Raw genomic sequence first — 18,088 nt, forward strand, 5'->3', positions numbered from 1 at the left:
GGTACGCTGCCGCATCGTGACCGACGACGTCGAGACAGCGACAGCGGCCGCCCTGGCCGGCGCCGGAGTGGTGCGCGAGGGCTACGGCAAGGATCTGGCCCGGATCGACAAGGGCGCCGGGGACTTCGCCACGGCCGCCGACGTGGCGGCCGAGCGGGCCATCCTGGACGTCATCCGGGCGGCCTGGCCCCACGACGCGGTACTCGGCGAGGAGGGCGGCCGGCAGGGCGCCACCGACACCGGGCGCCTCTGGCTCGTCGACCCCCTGTGCGGCACCCTCAACTACGCCGTCGGCAACATGCTCGTCGCCGTCAACGTGGCCCTGCGCGACGGCCCCGCAGCCGTGGCGGACCCCTTCACCGGCGAGGTCTTCCGCACCGACGGCAAGACGGCCTGGCTCCACCACGAGGGCACCGACACCCCGCTGCGCCCCACGGCGGCGACCGCCCTGGTGGACGTCAACCTGGACCCGCCCTTCCCGAGCGCCCCCGGCTTCCGCGCCACGGCCCTGCTGGCGCACCCGGTGTTCATGGCGCGCTTCCGCCCCCGAGTGGTCTCCACGACCCTGGCCCTGACCTGGGTGGCAGCAGGCCGCCGAGCCGCGTACGTCACCGACGGCACGCACCTCTCCGACAGCGTCCACTTCGCCGCCGGAATCACCCTGTGCCGGGCTGCGGGCTGCGTGGTCACGGGCCTCGACGGCGCACCACTGGGCCAGGACACCCGAGGCCTGGTGGCAGCCGCGGACGCGGACACCCACAGCCTGTTGATGGCGATGCTCCGCGACGAGTCCTGACCGCCACCTCACCCGACCGAAGTCAGCTCCCCGCTCCCGCGCGGCACGCACCGCGGCGGACCGTCCGCCCGCCGCAGCCTCCCCAGACCGCCCGGCATCGGCGCGTCGCCGCCGCGCGGCACGACCGACAGAGGCGGCACCCGAGGCCGGGACGCGGCCGACCCGACGAACCCGGCCAGGTCACGCCCTCGGACCTCACGCCGCCGGCGTCAGCTCCTCGGTCCCCCTGGGCACGAACCGCAGATGCGGCCCCCGGTGCCAGGTGAGCCGGAGTCGGAGGTCGCCCTCGCGGGCCAGGAACAGGCCGATGACGGCGGCCGCCGCGGCCGACACCACGCCGCCCGCGACGAAGCCGAAGCGGGCGCCGTACGTGTCGGTGACCCAGCCGACGAGGGGGGCGCCGAGCGGGGTACCGCCCATGAAGACCATCATGAAGAGGGACATCACGCGGCCCCGCATGGCCGGGTCGGTGGACATCTGGACGGCGGTGTTGGCGGTGACGTTGACCGTGAGGCCGAAGGCGCCGATGGGGACCATCAGGAGGGCGAACAGCCAGTAGGAGGGCGCCAGCGCGGCGACGATCTCCACCGTGCCGAAGGCCAGCGCGGCCGCGACCAGCACCCGGAACCGGGCCGTACCGCGCCGCGCCGCGAGCAGGGCGCCGATCAGGGAGCCGACGGCCATCAGGGTGTTGAACAGGCTGTACGCACCGGCGCCGGCGTGGAACACGTCGTCGGCGAAGGCGGTGAGCCAGACGGGGAAGTTGAAGCCGAAGGTGCCGATGAACCCGACGAGCACGATGGGCCAGATCAGCTCCGGCCGCCCGGCGACATGCCGCAGCCCCTCCCGGAGCTGGCCCTTGCCGCGCGGGGCGCGGTCGACGGAGTGCAGCTCACGGGTGCGCATCAGCAGCAGCCCGGTGATGGGCGCGACGAAGGACAGCCCGTTGGCGAGGAACGCCCACCCGGTGCCCACCCCGGTGATCATCAGACCGGCGACGGCCGGACCGACCAGCCGGGCGGACTGGAAGTTGGCCGAATTCAGGCTGACCGCGTTCTGGAGCTGGCCGGGGCCGACCATCTCGGAGACGAAGGACTGCCGGGCCGGGTTGTCCACGACCGTGGCGAGACCGACCGCGAAGGCGGCGACGTACACGTGCCAGACCTGGACGTGTCCGGAGAGGGTGAGGGCGGCCAGCGCGAGGCCGGTGAGGGCCATCGCGGACTGGGTGAACAGCAGCGCGGGCCGCTTGGGCAGCCGGTCGACGAGGACACCGCCGTACAGGCCGAAGAGCAGCATCGGCAGGAACTGGAGCGCGGTGGTGATGCCGACGGCCGCCGAGGAGCCGGTGAGGCTCAACACCAGCCAGTCCTGGGCGATGCGCTGCATCCAGGTGCCGGTGTTGGAGACGACCTGACCGGCGAAGAACAGCCGGTAGTTCCGGACCTTCAGCGAGCTGAACATCGAGGTTCTGCCGGTGGCCCGGGTAGTGGTTGCCGGTGCGGGGACGGAAGCTGCTCCGGGTCCCGTACTCAAAAGGTCGCCTCCTGAAGCGATGCCGTGGCTACAGTTGCGCGAGCTTCTCCAGGACGGGGGCGGCGGCGCGCAGGGTGGCCCACTCGTCCTCGTCGAGGCCCTCGACCAGGCCGGCCAGGAACGCGTTGCGTTTGCGGCGGCTCTCGACGAGCATCGCCTCGGCCTGCTCGGTCCGGGTGACGACCTTCTGGCGCCGGTCCTCGGGATGCGGCTCGAGCCGGACCAGGCCCTTGGCCTCCAGAAGCGCGACGATGCGGGTCATCGAGGGCGGCTGGACGTGCTCCTTGCGCGCCAGCTCGCCCGGAGTGGCCTGTCCGCAGTTGGACAGCGTGCCCAGGACCGACATCTCGGTGGGGCTCAGCGACTCGTCGACGCGCTGGTGCTTGAGTCGACGGGACAGCCGCATCACGGCGGAGCGGAGGGAGTTCACGGCGGCCACGTCGTCGCCGTGGGTGAGGTCCGACATGTCTTTAGCCTAACTCATTACTCTCACTAAGGAACATCACCCCGCACGACACGGCTCGTGATGTCCGCCACTGTGTCCAACCATCACCCGTACGAGTGAGTCGGTTCCGAAAAGTGACCCATCGGGTGGCGGGATGTGGCGACCCTCGTACGCATGGGGACCAGTGTGCTCAGCCTGCGGATGGACGGGGAGCTGCTAGAGAGGCTCCGGGAACGCGCGGCGAAGAGAGGAATGAGCGTGCAGGACTATGTGATCCGCACGCTCGTCAGGGACGACTTCGACGAGCGGTTCCAGACCGCCGTCGACGAGACCGAGAAGTTCTACGGGGTCACATGAGACTCATGTGACCCCGCAGGAAACTCAGCCGTGCCCCGGTCAGGTCAGACCGAGGGCCGGCATCAGGTAGTAGAAGCCGAAGACGGCCGCGACCAGGTACATCGCCACCGGGATCTCCCGGGCGCGCCCGGCGGCCAGGCGGAGCACCACGAAGGTGATGAAGCCCATGCCGATGCCGTTGGTGATCGAGTAGGTGAACGGCATCATCACCATGGTCACGAAGGCCGGGATGGCGATGGTGAAGTCGTCCCAGTCGATCTCCCGGATCGAGCCCGCCAGGATCAGGAAGCCCACCGCGAGCAGCGCGGGCGTGGCGGCCTGGGACGGCACCATGGTTGCGACCGGGGTGAGGAACAGCGCGACACCGAAGAGGGCGCCGGTGACGACGTTGGCGAGACCCGTACGGGCGCCCTCGCCGACGCCCGCGGTGGACTCCACGAAGCAGGTGGTGGCCGAGGAGGAGCTGGCGCCGCCCGCCGCGACGGCGAGGCCGTCGATCAGCAGGACCTTGTTGATGCCCGGCATCTGGCCCTGGGCGTCGGTCAGCTTGGCCTCGTCGCTGACACCCATGATCGTGCCCATGGCGTCGAAGAAGCAGGACAGCAGGACGGTGAAGACGAAGAGGACGCCGGTCAGCACACCGACCTTGGCGAAGCCGCCGAACAGGCTGACCTGGCCGATCAGACCGAAGTCCGGCGTGGCGACCGGGTTGCCCGGCCACTTCGGGGTGGTCAGGCCCCAGGACGGCACCTTGGCGACCAGGTCGATGATCACCGCGAGCACGGTCATCGTCACGATGGAGATCAGGATCGCGCCCGGCACCTTGCGGACGATCAGCGCGAGCGTGAGCAGCACGCCCAGCACGAAGACCAGCACCGGCCAGCCGGTGAGGTGACCGCCCGTGCCGAGCTGGAGCGGGACGGTGGTCTGGGCGATGTCCGGGATACGGGTGACGAAGCCGGAGTCGACCAGGCCGATCAGCATGATGAACAGGCCGATACCGATGGCGATGGCCTTGCGCAGCCCGTAGGGCACCGCGTTCATCACGCGCTCACGCAGACCGGTGGCGACCAGCAGCATCACCACGAAGCCGGCGAGCACCACCATGCCCATCGCGTCCGGCCACGACATGCGCGGCGCGAGCTGGAGCGCGACGACCGTGTTGACGCCGAGCCCGGCCGCCAGCGCGATCGGGACGTTGCCGATCACGCCCATCAGCAGGGTGGTGAAGGCGGCGGTGACCGCCGTGGCCGTGACGAGCTGGCCGTTGTCCAGGTGGTGCCCGTACATGTCCTTGGCGCTGCCGAGGATGATCGGGTTCAGGACGATGATGTACGCCATCGCGAAGAACGTGGCGAAACCGCCCCGGATCTCCCGCGCGACGGAGCTGCCGCGCTCGGAGATCTTGAAGTAGCGGTCGACGGCGCCGGAGGAGGGCTTACCGCCCGGCTGTTCGGGGGTAGGAGCCTGGGCCGTGGCCGAGGTGGTCATGCGAGTCCTCTTCACCATTCAGGGTTCCCCCGAGCCCTTTTGGAGTTTCGTACGAACAGAAACAGTCAAAGACAAACCGCTTCAGTATGAACGTATGAAGCCTAGATCGCTATCTCCGCGCGTAGATATTCACCGAATGTCCGTGCGGCAGCGGGCTGCCGGGCGTGGTGTGGCGCCTCGTAAGCTGTGCCCATGACGAAGTGGACCCCCAAGCACGAAGCGCCGGAGCCCCTGGAGGGGCCCGTGGTCGCCACCATCACCGGCGGCACGATCGTGTGGTTCGTCCTCTTCCTGGTCCAGCTCCCCTTCTACGGCTGGTTCGAGGACCACGGCCATCTGTGGTGGCTGTGGACCTGTCTGGCCGGGGCCGGTCTCGGCCTGATCGGCATCTGGTACGTGCGCGGGCGGGACGCCGCGATCAAGCGGGCGGCCGCCGAGCGGGAGACCGTCCCCGCCGAGTGACCTCCGCGTCGAGTGACCTCCCGATCGACTGACCTCCGGGTCGTGCGGGACCCCTGGACGGAATGCGGATTCCGTGTTGTCATGCCCACTGCTGTCCGATGACAACGTTGTTTTCGCGCGCTGACAACGTTGCCTTGAACCGCCCCTGAGCACGTCCGGCCCACCACCTCAGAGGTTTCTGCATGACATGGACACGGCATATCGGCCGCCTCATGGCGGGGACACTGGCGGCGACCGCGCTGCTGGCCACCCCTGCCCACGCGCAGGCCGACCCGCCGACCCGGCTGACCGACCTCGTCAATCCGTTCATCGGCACCCAGAACGAGGGCAACACCTACCCCGGCGCGGCGGTGCCGTTCGGCATGGTGCAGCTCTCCCCCGACACCGGGCACAACACCGGCTACGACTACGCCCAGGACCATATCCGGGGCTTCTCCATGGTCCACCTCTCCGGTGTCGGCTGCGGCCTCGGCGGTGACCTCCCGGTGCTGCCCACCACGGGCGACGTCACCACCACCGACTACGCGAAGTACGCCGCGAGGTTCAGCCACGACGACGAGTCCGCGAGCCCCGGCTACTACCGCGTCGGTCTGGACTCCGGCATCGAGGCCGAGCTGACCGCGACCGCCCGCACCGGTGTGCAGCGCTACACCTTCCCGGCCACCGACAAGGCCAACGTCCTGCTCAACGCGGGCCAGTCGCTGCACACCAAGGTCGCCACCGAGGTCGAGATCCTGGACGACCACACCGTGCGCACCAGGCTCACCGGCCGCGGCTTCTGCCAGGACACGGTCCCCTACACGCTCTACACGGTCACCCGCTTCGACCGCCCCTTCACCGCCCACGGCACCTGGACCGGGTCCACGGTCACCGACGGCGCGAAGACCGGGGCGGACGGCGCGTATCTGCGGTTCGACACCCGCAAGGACCGCACGGTCGAGGCCACCACCGCGCTGTCCTACGTGGACGCGCGGGGCGCGCTCGGCAATCTGCGCGCCGAGGGCGGCCGGTCCTTCGACGCGGTGCGCGGCGCGGCCCAGCGGGCCTGGGAGGACCGGCTGGACGACGTACGGGCGCACGGCGGGAGCGACACGCTGCGCCGGACCTTCTACTCCTCGCTGTACCGGTCGTTCCTGGCGCCGAACATCGGCAGCGACACGGACGGCCGCTACACCGGCTGGGACCAGAAGATCCACCGCACCCGGGGCTTCACCTACTACCAGAACTGGTCGCTGTGGGACACCTACCGCACCCAGTCCCAGCTGCTCTCGCTGCTCGCGCCGCGTGAGGCGCGGGACATGGCGATCTCGGTGATCCGGATCGACGAGGAGAGCGGCTGGCTGCCCAAGTGGGGCTACGGCACGGTCGAGACCAACATCATGACCGGCGACCCGGTCACGCCGTTCCTGACCAACGCCTATCAGCAGGGCCTGCTGCACGGCTGGGAGGAGCGGGCCTACAGGGCGCTGAAGAAGAACGCGGACGGCGTGCCGCCCGCCGACTCGCCGGCCGTGGGCCGGGAGGCCAACCGGGAGTACCTCGCCGACGGCTTCGCCCCCTATGTGAAGAACCGCCCGCACGCCAAGCCCGGTGACTCGGACTACGACCACGGGGCGTCGGCCACGCTGGAGTACGCGCTCTCGGACGCGATGCTGTCCCGGATGGCCCGTGACCTCGGGCACCGCGCCGACGCGGACCGGTATGCGGCGCGGGCGCAGAACTACCGGAAGATCTTCGACCCCTCGACCGGCTTCTTCCGGGCCCGTGACGCCTCCGGCGCCTTCACCGGACCCGCCGACCCCGCGAAGAGCGAGGGCTTCCACGAGGGCACGTCCTGGCAGTACCAGTGGCTCGTGCCGCAGGACCTGCCCGGCATGGTGGACCTGGTCGGCGGCAAGCAGGCGGCCAACGACCGGCTCGACTCCTTCTTCGCCTACGGCCAGTTGACCGAGGACCCGGCGAAGACGGCCCGCGAGGTGTGGGTGAACGGGCCGTACGACTACTACAACGCGGACAAGTACAACCCGCAGAACGAGCCCGACCTGATCGCGCCCTACACCTACCTGTCCACCGGGCAGCCGTGGAAGACGACGGACGTGGTGCACGCGGCGCTGACCCTGTTCACGGACGGGCCGACCGGAATGACCGGAAACGACGACCTGGGCACGATGTCCGCCTGGAACGTGCTGTCGTCCATCGGCGTCTTCCCGGTCCAGCCCGGCTACGACACCTGGGGCCTGTCCACCCCGGTGTTCGACCGGGTCGACCTGACGCTGGACCGCCGGTACTACCCGCACGGCGCGCTCACCATCACCGCGCCCGGCACCTCGGCGGACACCCGGTACGTACAGGCGGCGCGGCTGGACGGCGCCGCGTACGGGCGGACGTATCTGACCACCGGGGCGCTGCGGACGCACCGTTCGCTGTCCTTCACGGTCGGGTCGACGCCCTCTTCGTGGGGCACCGGGGCCGACGCGGGGCCGCCCGCGCTGGGCTGATCCGGGGCCTGCTCCAGGCCCGATCAGGGGCGCCCCCGAGACGTGTGGGGGGCGCCCCTGGCGTTACCCGGAGATCGGGCCGCCCGGCAGGTGAAGCGGGGATTCCGCACGTAACGTCGGATGCATGACGCATATCGACGCGGGTGCCGGACTGGACCCCGTGCACCCGGTCGCGCCGCCCACCACGGGGCCGGCGGGCCTGACCCGCGCACAGGTCGCGGAGCGGGTGGCACGGGGGGAGGTCAACGACGTCCCGGTGCGCAGCAGCCGCTCGCTGGGCGAGATCGTGCGGGCGAACGTGTTCACCCGGTTCAACGCGATCATCGGTGTGCTGTGGGTGGTGACGCTGTTCGTCGCGCCGATCCAGGACAGCCTGTTCGGGTTCGTGATCCTCGCCAACACCGGGATCGGGATCGTGCAGGAGTGGCGGGCGAAGAAGACGCTGGACTCGCTGGCGGTGATCGGGGAGGCCCGGCCGACCGTGCGCCGGGACGGCAGAGCGGTGCGGGTGCCGACCAGCCGGATCGTGCTGGACGACCTGGTGGAGATCGGGCCCGGCGACAAGATCGTGGTGGACGGGGTGTGCGCCGAGGCCGACGGTCTGGAGGTGGACGAGTCCCTGCTGACCGGCGAGGCCGACCCGGTGGTCAAGCACCCCGGCGAGCAGGTGATGTCGGGCAGCTTCGTGGTCGCGGGCGGCGGGGCCTTCCAGGCGACCCGGGTGGGCCGGGAGGCGTACGCGGCCCAACTGGCCGAGGAGGCGTCCCGGTTCACGCTGGTCCACTCCGAGCTGCGCTCCGGCATCTCCACGATCCTGAAGTACGTGACCTGGATGATGGTCCCGGCCGCACTCGGCCTGGTCGTCACCCAGCTCGTGGTGAAGAGCAACGACTTCAAGGGCTCGGTGGCCCGGACCATCGGCGGGATCATCCCGATGGTCCCGGAGGGGCTGGTGCTGCTGACCTCGGTGGCCTTCGCCATCGGGGTGATCCGGCTGGGGCGCAAGCAGTGCCTGGTGCAGGAGCTGCCCGCGATCGAGGGCCTGGCCCGCGTGGACACCGTCTGCCTGGACAAGACCGGCACGCTCACCGAGGGCGGCATGGACGTGACCGGTCTGAAACCGCTGAACGGGGCGGACGAGGGCCGGGTGCGGGAGGTGCTGGCCGCGCTCGGGGCGTCCGATCCGCGTCCCAACGCCTCGCTCCAGGCCATCATCGACGCCTATCCGGACGGCCACGGGGACGCACGGCGCCCGGTGAGCACGCTGCCGTTCTCCTCGGCCCGCAAGTACAGCGGGGCCGCGTTCGAGGAGGGCGACGGCAAGGTCACCGGGTGGCTGCTGGGCGCGCCGGATGTTCTGCTCGCCCCCGACGACCCCGTGCTGGCGGAGACCGGCCGGCTGAACGAACAGGGGCTGCGGGTGCTGCTGCTGGCCCGCGCCGCCGGTGACCTGGACGGTCCCGATCCGGCGCGCGGGGCCCGGCCCGTGGCCCTGGTGGTGCTGGAGCAACGGCTGCGCCCGGACGCGGCGGAGACCCTGCGGTACTTCGCCGACCAGGACGTCCAAGCCAAGGTGATCTCCGGGGACAACGCGGTGTCGGTCGGCGCGGTCGCGCACAAGCTGGGGCTGTCCGGCAAGGCGGTGGACGCGCGGCGGCTGCCCGCCGACCCGGCCGGCCTGGCCAAGGCGGTGGACCGGGCCACGGTGTTCGGGCGGGTCACCCCGCAGCAGAAGCGGGAGATGGTCGGCGCGCTCCAGTCCGAGGGCCGCACCGTGGCGATGACCGGCGACGGGGTGAACGACGTACTGGCCCTGAAGGACGCCGACATCGGCGTCTCGATGGGCTCGGGCTCGGAGGCCACGCGCGCGGTGGCGCAGATCGTGCTGCTGAACAACAGCTTCGCCACGCTGCCCTCGGTGGTCGCGGAGGGCCGCCGGGTGATCGGCAACATCACGCGGGTGGCGACGCTGTTCCTGGTGAAGACGGTGTACTCGGTGCTGCTGGCGCTGCTGGTGGTGTGCTGGCAGGTGGAGTACCCGTTCCTGCCCCGGCATCTGACGCTGCTGTCCACGCTCACCATCGGCGTCCCGGCGTTCTTCCTGGCGCTGGCCCCGAACAAGGAGCGGGCGCGGCCGCACTTCGTGCGCCGGGTGATGCGGTACTCGGTACCGGGCGGGCTGCTGGCCGGGGTGGGGACCTTCGTGACGTATCTGCTGGCCCGGCACCACTACACGGGCGCGGGCGCGCTGTCCGCCGAGACCAGCGCGGCCACCCTGACCCTGTTCCTGATATCGATGTGGGTCCTCGCCATCGTCGCCCGCCCCTACACCTGGTGGCGGCTGGCCCTGGTGGCCGCGATGGGCGTCGCCTTCCTCTTCGTCCTGACCGTCCCCTGGCTCCAGGACTTCTTCGCCCTGCGCCTGGTCGGCAACGTCATGCCGTGGACGGCGGTCGGAGTGGCGGTGGTGGCGGCGGCCGCCCTGGAACTCGTGTGGAGATGGGTCGGCCGCCGCTTCCCGGTGTGAGGGTTACTGCACGTCCACCGCGTCGGCCGCGGAGGTGACGGCGGCCGTGGTGGAGACGCCCGCGTAGACGTAGCGGTAGGAGCCGTCGACCGAGGCGGTGACGGTGGTCTTCAGCTTGCCGTAGTAGTCCGTCGTGACGGTCTTCAGCGTGGTGTAGGTGGTGGAGCCCTTCTTGGCGAACTGCAGCTTCACCGACTGCGCCCCGTAGCCGTAGTACTTGTTGTAGTCCCAGCTCGCGCGGGTCAGGGCGCCGGTGACCGTGATGGTCTTGCCCTTCGCGACCGGCTCCGGGGAGGCGTTGGTGGTGAGCTTCGAGTAGCGCAGCAGGCTGGTGGTGGCCAGGCCGCCCGCGTCCTTGAAGCCGACCTTGCTGTAGTCGGGGCTGGAGGGGTTCTGCCCGTTGAAGGCCGTCGCCTCGGCGGCCACCGACCACTTGCCGGCGTCGGAGGAGGTCAGCTCGCCCTCGGCCGGGTAGATGTCGACGGTGCCGGTGCAGGTGAGCGTGGTGCTCGTGACGACCTTGCAGGTGGCGAAGTCGTCGCCCTCGACCGTGGCGGTCGGGTCGTCCAGCGAGCCCCGGTAGAGGTAGGCGTCGCTGTAGAAGTCGGCCGCGGTCGCGTTGACGTCGCTGCCATGGGTCAGCGTGTACGAGTAGGTCGCGCTGACCTTGTTGGTGGTGCCGACCTTGATCGACGAGGCGATCTTCAGGTTCGAGAAGCTGACGTTCATCGTGTACGGCGTGGCCGGTGCGGCGTGCGCGGCCGGAGCGGCGAAGGCCGAAAGAGCCAGGGCGCCGGTGACGGCAGCCACGGTGGCACGTATGCGCATGTGCGGTTCCCTCTGGGGGAGAAGTGATCGGTGAGTCGGTCGACTCGGGTGATCAGATCCGTGAGGGGTTCTGCTGGTTGTACGGGCGGGGCGTTTCTTGACCGGAATTTGCATACTCATTGCCTGGTCAAGGACCCCGCCCGCTCACCTCTCGCGCGCTACTGCCGGATTACTTCACGTCGACGAAGTCGGCGGTCGAGTCGATCGCCGGGGTGGTCGAGGTGCCCGCGAAGCTGTAGCGGAAGTAGCCGTCGGCGGACGCCTTGACGGTGGTCTTCAGGTTGCCCTTGGAGTCCGTCGTGACGGTCTTCAGCGTCGTGTAGGCGCTGGCGCCCTTCTTCTTGAACTGCAGCTTGACGGGCTGCTTGGTGTAGCCGTGGTACTTGTTGTCCTCCCAGTTGGCGCGGGTCAGGGCGCCGGTGACCGTGATGGTCCTGCCCTTCTTCACGGGCTCCGGGGAGGCGTTGACCGTCTGGCGGGAGTACCGCTGGAGCAGGGTGGAGCCGAGGCCGCCCTTGTCGGCGAGGCCGACCTTGGAGAGGTCCGGGTTCTCCTCGTCCTGGCCGTTGTAGGCGATGGCGAGCGCGCCGCCCTTCCAGCCACCGGCGTCGGAGTTCCACAGCTCGCCGTCGGCCGGGTAGATGTCGATCTTGCCGGTGCACTTCGCCGTGGTGTCCGTGACCACCTTGCAGGTGGCGGGCAGGTCACCGAACAGCATGTTGTCCGGGGTGTCGAACGAACCCTTGTAGAGGTACGGGCCGTTGAGGAAGTCGTCGGCCGTGATGTCGACGTCCGCGCCATGGGTCAGCGTGTAGGTGACCGTGGTGGCGACGTGGTTGGTGGTGCCGACCTTGACGGCCTTGGCCACCTTGAACTGCGAGAAGGTGACGTTCAGGTCGTACGGCGTGCCACCGCGGACACCCTTGACGCCCTGCTTGCCGGCGGCGGCGTGCGCCCCCTTGACGATCTTCACGGCCTCCGTGCGGTACGCGGAGGCGGCGCCGTCGGCGTGTGCGGCCGGGACGGCGAAGGCGGAGAGGGCCAGGGCGCCGGTCACGGCGGCCACTGAGGCGCGAATACGCATGTGCGTTCCCCTGTGTTGTGGGGCCCCGGTGGTCACCGCGTCCCGAGGAACGCGCGGGCCCGGTGAGACCCCTCTGATCGTGTGAGCCTGTTGGCTCACACGATCAGACGTGCGATTCGCAGGGGCGGTTGTGCGAATCTCGAAGATTCTGCGACCGATTCGTGAATCCCCAGTTCAAGCAGGGGGATTCAGTCGAACCAGCGGTCCCGCGCCAGTTCCTCCGTGCGGGACGGGTCCTCCAGGAGCGCGGCCACCTCGAAGCGGCGGGGCCACTGGCCGGAGGCCCAGGCGAGGCCGGCGGCGACGCCCTCCAGGGTGGCCGCGTGGAGCACGCCGTCGTCGGTGAGACGCCAGTCGATCTCGACACCGTCCACCACGAGTTCGTCGTGCTCGACATAGCCGGCCGGGGTGCCCCGACCGAGCAACACCCGCACCGCCTCCGGGACTTCGCGTTCGACACCCTCGGAGTCCACCGCACCGGTGACGGACTCGCTCAGCCGCCGCACCTGGAACAGCTCGGCCAGCGCGGCGGCCAGGGACGGCCGTACCGGCAGCAGCGGCACTCCGGAGGTGAAGGGCAGCAGGTCGGGCGAGTCGACGACCACCGCGTCCCGGGCGTCCACCACGACCGCGAGCCCGTCACGCACCGCCCGCAGCTCGTCGGGGAGGGTCACCTGCTCCGGGTCCAGGTCGGCCAGCGCGCTGTAGAGACCGTGCAGTTGGACCGGGCTGACCGGACGGTCGGGGTCCGCGAGCCGGTCGAGGAGTTCGGCGGCGCCGCCCGGCTCGTCCAGCAGCGCGGCCACCGAGGTGCGTACCCCGAGGGCGCGGAGGACCTGCTCGTCGTGGAAGCCGGTGGCGTCCGCCTCGTCGTACAGGCCGCGCAGCAGCGGGTCGCCGCCGGCGGCCAGCAGTCCCGCCGGGCGGCGGCCGTCGAGCACCGGGTGCCCGCGCAGCCACCAGGCGGTGTAGGGGCGTACGACCTCGTGGGTGCCGTCCGGGAGGAGGACGCGGACCGGCTGGACGACGGCGTCGCGCAGCGGGGGCTGGGCCAGCAGGGCGAGCGCCTCGGGCCAGCGGTCGTCGTCCACCAGGTCCAGGTCGCGCACGGCGACGAGTTCGGTGGCGACGGGCGGCACCGGGCTGTCGGGGAAGCGGTCGAGGATGTCCTCGGACCACACGTCGACGGCGTCCAGCAGCCCGGCGTCGTCGGGTTCGGCGAAGTCGCTGTCGCGGGGCTCCAGTTCGTCCGGGTCGAGGACCACGTCGGTGGCGCGGACCAGCGCGAAGTCGGCCAGCACCCCGCAGGCGGCCAGCGGCTGCCCGCCCCACTTCTCGGCCAGCTCGGCGTCCACGGCGGCGAGTTCGCCCTCGCGGATCACACGGGCGAACGGGCTGCCGGGCAGGACCAGTTCACCGGCGGGGGCGAGTTCGCCGTCCTCGTCGGGCAGGGCGAGCGCGCCGAGCCAGGGCTCGTCACCGGGCTCCAGGCCCGCGTCGCGGACCAACGCCAGGACGGTGTCCGCGAGTTCCTCGGCGTCCGGGGCGTCCTCCTCCCACATCACCCCGCCGCCGTCGTCCAGCGAGGCGGCGACGGCCGCGCGGACCTGCGGGGTGGTGAGTACCGCGCGCGGGGTGGCGGGCAGCGCCCCCAGCTTCTCCAGCAGCGGGTGGGCGGCGTCCGCGTGGGCCATCTTCAGGCCGAGCCGGCCCAGCACCTCGGCGTCCGGCGTGGTGGCGTCCGGGGCGGGCAGCAGCACCTGGCGGGGGCCGATCGTGGTCCGGCCGGTCCCGGCGAGCGGCACGGGCAGCCCGGACAGCCGCTCGGGGTCGACCCCGGCGAGACTGTCGTAGAGCCGCCACCACCACTCGGGCTCCTTCTCCAGACCGGCCAGCCGGTCCACGGCGTCGGCCAGCGGCAGCCGGGCCACACCGAGCGCGCGCAGCTCCGGGCGGCGCTCCAGGCCGGCGGGCAGCAGGGTCGGCAGCACCTCGGCGAGGACGCGCACGGTGTCCGCGCCCGCGCCCTCCACGATCTCGGCGTCCCTGGGGCGCAGCGCCTCGGGCAGCTCGTCGTCGTCCTGCGGGGGCAGCGCCGGGGGCAGGAACGCGGTGCGCGGCAGCCGGTCCAGCACGGCCTGGCGGAGCGCGCCGTCCAGCTCGCCCCTGCCGAGCGGGCCGGGGACGAGGTCGATGGCACCCTCGGTCACCGGGCGCCATCCGGCGAGGAGTTCGGTGTAAGCGTCGGCAGCGCGCTCCACCAGGAAGTCGGTGAGCGGGCCGGGCGCGGCGTGCCGGCGGGTGGTGTCCAGCGGGAAGGACGCGATGAGCACGCCGGGGAAGCCGAGGGGTTCGTCGCTGGGGGTGGGGGCGTGCAGCACGGGCGCGGTGCGGGGGCGTACCGGGCGGCCCTCGCCGTCCTCGGGCACGGCCCAGGTGAGCGACCAGTGCGGGCGCAGCCGTTCCTCGACCGGGCGGTCCGCGAGGAGGGCGGCGTCGAGCGGCCCGTGGGCGGCGACGGTGCGCCACCGGGTGGTCCCGTCGCGGGAGTCGTCCACGACGGTGACGGCGTCCTCGGTACGGCGGCGCAGGACGCGCGGCTCGCGTCCCTCCACCTCGATGACGACCTCTTCCAGGCCGGGCAGGGCGAGCAGCAGGGAGTCGTCCACGGCGTCGAGCAGCCGCTCCGCCAGGGAGGCGGCGGCCGCGTCGCGCAGCGGCAGGATGACGGCGGTGTCGTACGGGTCCGGCGCGGTGCCCTCGGCGGCGAACGGCAGCCTGAGCAGCGGGACGTGGCCGTCGCGGCGGCGCACCTCGTCGCCGAGGCCGGGGCTGTGCCGGGAGGTCTCGGCGGTCAGCTCACGGGCCTCGGCCAGCGACCAGCGGACCCCGCCGTGCCGGCCGACCAGCGCGGGCTCGTCGGTCACGGAGAGCACGGCCGCGAAGCCGACGCCGAACCGGCCGACGGTGGCGCGCTCGTCGTAGCGCTCCCGCTTGGCGGAGGCGCGCAGGGTGGACAGCGACTCGACTCCGGCGGCGTCCAGGGGCGCGCCGGTGTTGGCGGCGATCAGCACGCCGTCGCGGAGGGTGAGCCGGAGCCGTCCGGGCGTGTCCGCCCGGGCGGCGGCGTCGGCGGCGTTCTGGGCCAGCTCCACCACGAGCCGGTCGCGGTAGCCGCCGAGGACGAGGTCCTCCTCGGCGTTGGCGTCCTCACGGAAGCGGGCGGGGCTGGTGGCCCAGGCGTCGAGGACACCGCGGCGGAGACGGGCGGTGCCGAAGGGGTCGGCGCCCTCGGCCGCCGGCCGCACGTACTTGCTCACGTTCACTCTCCATCATCGACGTGAGTCCGAAGGTACAGCGACCTGGCGGTCCGTCCTTCGCGCGTACGCGCGGCGGGGTGCGCTACGAGTGACCCAGTTCCGCCGCCGCGTCGTCGCCCTCGGCCGGGACCGAGCCGGAGTCGGCGGCCGGACGGAGCGGGAACGGGTCGAGCCGGGTCTCGTCCACCACGGGCAGCGGCGGGCGGGGCGGGGTCGGCATGACGGCGGCCTCGGAGTGGGCGCCGCAGCCGTAGGACAGGGAGACCACGCGGCCGTCGGCCGGGGAGAACTCGTTGCCGCAGATGCCGAACGCCTGGCCCAGCGAGCCGCCGAGCGGGACGAGGAAACCGCAGGTCGCGCAGGTGGCGGGGGCGGCCTGGGCCATGGCGGTCTTCGAACCGAACGCCTCCTCCCAGCGGTCGGCGGCGACATGCAGGCCGTAACGGGACAGCACGCGGGCGCGGCGCATGCCCAGTTCCTCGGCGACCGAGGTGATCGAGCCACGCGCGGGCGGGCCGGCCTGGACGGCGGGGCTGCCGGGGGTCACCTCGGCGTCCTCGCGCTCGGCCACCTCGCTCAGGCCCCCGGCCAGCGCGGAGTTCGGCGGCGGCTCCTCCTCGCCGGAGAAACCGGGCTCCAGGCGCAGGTCCTCCTCGTCGGTGGGCAGGAGGTCGCCGGGGCCGAGGTCGCCGGGGCGCAGCCGCTCGCTCCACGGCACCCACTCGGGGGCGAGGAGGGCGTCAGGGCCGGGCAGCAGCACGACCTCGTCCAGGGTGACGATCTTGGCGCGGGAGGCACGGGCGACGGTGGCGGCCCAGCGCCAGCCCCGGTAGCCCGGTTCCTTGCACTCGAAGAAGTGGGTGACGACGCGGTCACCCTCCGACACGACGCCGAGGTGTTCACCGACGACACCGGGAGCGGCCGCTTCCTCCGCTGCGGTGCGCGCGAGGTCGATCGCCTCGGCGCACAGGCGGTCAGGGGTGCGGCTTCGCGTGGTCGCTGCGCTCACAGGTATCGCTTCTCTCCTACGCCGTCTACGAGTGCGGATGCACTCCGGCGGTGAAGCGGACGGAGCGGACCTGTGGGCCGCATCGACGTCCGCGTCCGATCACGCGCGGGCGCACCTCTGCCATCCATTCTGCGTTATGGCTGAGATACGCACGCTACCCCGTCGCCCGTGGTGGGGGACAGTCCGCGGCCACCCGGCGGGTTCCGGACAGGTGGATCTTCACGGGTCCGGGTCGACTCGCATGGCCGCAAACCGCCTATCGGACGGCCACTCGGGGCACTATGAAGCACGTGGCAGCCACGGACAGGGGGCGCGGTGGCGGCGGTTCGGGCCGCGTCGGCGGTGTCGTCCGCTCCGTCGGCCGTGCCCTGCACCTGCCGGTGACCGGCACGGCGCGCGGCATCCGGAAGGTCACGCACGCCCACGGTGCGGGCGAGTCGGGGCTCGGCAAGCTGATCGAGCTGCACGCGGTGAACGGTGCCGGGGACGTCCTGATCACCGTGGCGCTGGCCTCCACGGTCTTCTTCTCGGTGCCGACCGACGAGGCCCGTGGCCGGGTCGCGCTCTATCTCGCCATCACCATGGCGCCCTTCACCGTCCTCGCCCCCGTCATCGGCCCGCTGCTGGACCGGCTCCCGCACGGGCGGCGGGCCGCGATGGCCGGCGCGATGCTGGCCCGCGCGCTGCTCGCGCTGGTGCTGTCGGGGGCGGTGGCGAGCGGCGGCCTTGAGCTGTATCCGGCCGCGCTCGGGGTGCTGGTGGCGTCCAAGGCCTACGGGGTGGTGCGCAGCGCGGTCGTGCCCCGGCTGCTGCCGCCCGCGTTCTCCCTGGTCAAGGCCAACTCACGGGTCACGCTGGCGGGACTGCTGGCCACCGGGGTCGCGGCGCCGATCGGGGCCGGGCTCCAGATGGCCGGGGCCCCCTGGCCGCTGTACGGGGCCTTCGTGGTCTTCGTGGCCGGTACGTTCCTGTCCTTCTCGCTGCCCCGCACGGTGGACTCGGCCAAGGGCGAGGACGTGGCGCTGCTCGCGGCGGACGAACGGCATCTGCACGGGCCGCAGCGCCGACAACTGGCCAAGCGGCCGGGTCTGCGTACGGTCGGGCCCGCCGTGACCCACGCGCTGGGCGCCAACGCGGCGCTGCGCTGCCTCTCCGGGTTCCTGATCTTCTTCCTGGCGTTCCTGCTGCGCGAGCACCCGCTGGCCGGGCAGAGCGCGGCCGTCTCGCTGGGCATCGTCGGCGTGGCGGCGGGCGCGGGCAACGCGCTGGGTACGGCGGTGGGGGCGTGGCTGCGCTCCAAGGCGCCCGAGATCATCATCGTGACGGTGGTCGCCGTCGCCCTCGGCGCCGCCATCGTGGCCGCGGTGTTCTTCGGCGCCGTCCTGGTGGCCTGCCTCGCCGCCGTCGCCGGCTTCGCCCAGGCCCTCGGCAAGCTCTCCCTGGACGCCCTCATCCAGCGCGACGTCCCCGAAGCCGTCCGGACCTCCGCCTTCGCCCGCTCCGAGACCATCCTCCAGATGGCCTGGGTCTTCGGCGGCGCGGTGGGCATCGTCATGCCCCTCAACGGCACCCTCGGCCTGACGGTGGCCGCCGCCCTGGTCGCCCTGGGCTGGCTGACGACCCTGCGGGGGCTGCTCGCGGCCGCCCGGCACGGAGGGCGGACGCGGCCACGGGTGGCCTGACGGAGCGGACGTGTCGTACCCCACGTGGACTCCCCGCGAGGGGTGCCCGATAG

The 18,088-nt window shown here is 71.8% G+C and carries 13 protein-coding genes; 6 read left to right on the forward strand and 7 right to left on the reverse strand.

Translation table 11 applies throughout. The annotated features are described in order from the left end of the window. Positions 1 to 16: 16 nt before the first annotated feature. The gene (locus E5082_RS16125; protein ID WP_229918921.1) at positions 17 to 796 is read left to right on the forward strand and encodes an inositol monophosphatase family protein; all 780 of its coding nucleotides are present in this window, start codon (positions 17 to 19) and stop codon (positions 794 to 796) included. 195 nt (positions 797 to 991) lie between these two features. Here the strand turns inward: E5082_RS16125 and E5082_RS16130 are convergent, their stop codons facing one another. Together E5082_RS16130 and E5082_RS16135 are read right to left on the reverse strand one after the other, a co-directional pair. Then, positions 992 to 2,260: an MFS transporter gene (locus E5082_RS16130; RefSeq protein ID WP_135791936.1), complete on the reverse strand. Its 1,269-nt coding sequence runs from the start codon at positions 2,258 to 2,260 to the stop codon at positions 992 to 994. Positions 2,261 to 2,360: 100 nt separating this feature from the next. Beyond that, positions 2,361 to 2,798, reverse strand: coding sequence for a MarR family winged helix-turn-helix transcriptional regulator (locus tag E5082_RS16135; protein ID WP_030804715.1), 438 nt, complete (start codon positions 2,796 to 2,798; stop codon positions 2,361 to 2,363). Between the two features lie 153 nt (positions 2,799 to 2,951). Between E5082_RS16135 and E5082_RS16140 the strand changes: the two genes are divergently transcribed. After that, positions 2,952 to 3,134, forward strand: a complete 183-nt coding sequence (locus E5082_RS16140; RefSeq protein WP_086694930.1) for a ribbon-helix-helix protein, CopG family — start codon at positions 2,952 to 2,954, stop codon at positions 3,132 to 3,134. Between the two features lie 39 nt (positions 3,135 to 3,173). Here the strand turns inward: E5082_RS16140 and E5082_RS16145 are convergent, their stop codons facing one another. Then, positions 3,174 to 4,625, reverse strand: coding sequence for an NCS2 family permease (locus E5082_RS16145; RefSeq protein WP_135791937.1), 1,452 nt, complete (start codon positions 4,623 to 4,625; stop codon positions 3,174 to 3,176). Between the two features lie 192 nt (positions 4,626 to 4,817). On the opposite strand from E5082_RS16145, the gene E5082_RS16150 reads away from it, so the two are divergent. The 3 genes from E5082_RS16150 to E5082_RS16160 all read left to right on the forward strand — a co-directional run bounded on the left by E5082_RS16150 (position 4,818) and on the right by E5082_RS16160 (position 10,112). Then, positions 4,818 to 5,087 (forward strand): DUF2530 domain-containing protein, encoded by a 270-nt coding sequence (locus E5082_RS16150; protein ID WP_135791938.1) that lies wholly within the window; start codon positions 4,818 to 4,820, stop codon positions 5,085 to 5,087. A gap of 212 nt (positions 5,088 to 5,299) precedes the next feature. Further along, positions 5,300 to 7,585, forward strand: coding sequence for a GH92 family glycosyl hydrolase (locus E5082_RS16155; protein ID WP_373310071.1), 2,286 nt, complete (start codon positions 5,300 to 5,302; stop codon positions 7,583 to 7,585). Positions 7,586 to 7,709: 124 nt separating this feature from the next. After that, positions 7,710 to 10,112 carry an HAD-IC family P-type ATPase gene (locus E5082_RS16160; protein ID WP_135791940.1) on the forward strand — a complete coding sequence of 801 codons (2,403 nt, stop codon included), beginning with the start codon at positions 7,710 to 7,712 and terminating at the stop codon, positions 10,110 to 10,112. A gap of 3 nt (positions 10,113 to 10,115) precedes the next feature. Here E5082_RS16160 and E5082_RS16165 read toward each other — a convergent pair whose 3' ends face one another. The 4 genes from E5082_RS16165 to E5082_RS16180 all read right to left on the reverse strand — a co-directional run bounded on the left by E5082_RS16165 (position 10,116) and on the right by E5082_RS16180 (position 16,353). Next, positions 10,116 to 10,940: a hypothetical protein gene (locus tag E5082_RS16165; RefSeq protein ID WP_135791941.1), complete on the reverse strand. Its 825-nt coding sequence runs from the start codon at positions 10,938 to 10,940 to the stop codon at positions 10,116 to 10,118. 169 nt (positions 10,941 to 11,109) lie between these two features. After that, positions 11,110 to 12,024 carry a hypothetical protein gene (locus E5082_RS16170; protein ID WP_135791942.1) on the reverse strand — a complete coding sequence of 305 codons (915 nt, stop codon included), beginning with the start codon at positions 12,022 to 12,024 and terminating at the stop codon, positions 11,110 to 11,112. A 188-nt stretch (positions 12,025 to 12,212) separates the two neighbouring features. Next, a complete protein-coding gene (locus E5082_RS16175; RefSeq protein ID WP_135791943.1) occupies positions 12,213 to 15,344 on the reverse strand; it encodes a sacsin N-terminal ATP-binding-like domain-containing protein in 3,132 nt (1,043 codons plus the stop codon). A gap of 82 nt (positions 15,345 to 15,426) precedes the next feature. Then, a complete protein-coding gene (locus tag E5082_RS16180) occupies positions 15,427 to 16,353 on the reverse strand; it encodes a DUF3027 domain-containing protein (protein ID WP_135791944.1) in 927 nt (308 codons plus the stop codon). Between the two features lie 281 nt (positions 16,354 to 16,634). Here E5082_RS16180 and E5082_RS16185 point away from each other — a divergent pair, with 281 nt between their 5' ends. Beyond that, positions 16,635 to 18,035: an MFS transporter gene (locus tag E5082_RS16185; protein WP_135791945.1), complete on the forward strand. Its 1,401-nt coding sequence runs from the start codon at positions 16,635 to 16,637 to the stop codon at positions 18,033 to 18,035. Positions 18,036 to 18,088: the final 53 nt, after the last annotated feature.

The sequence above is a fragment of the Streptomyces griseoluteus genome, from assembly GCF_004784465.1.
GTDB lineage: Bacteria > Actinomycetota > Actinomycetes > Streptomycetales > Streptomycetaceae > Streptomyces > Streptomyces griseoluteus.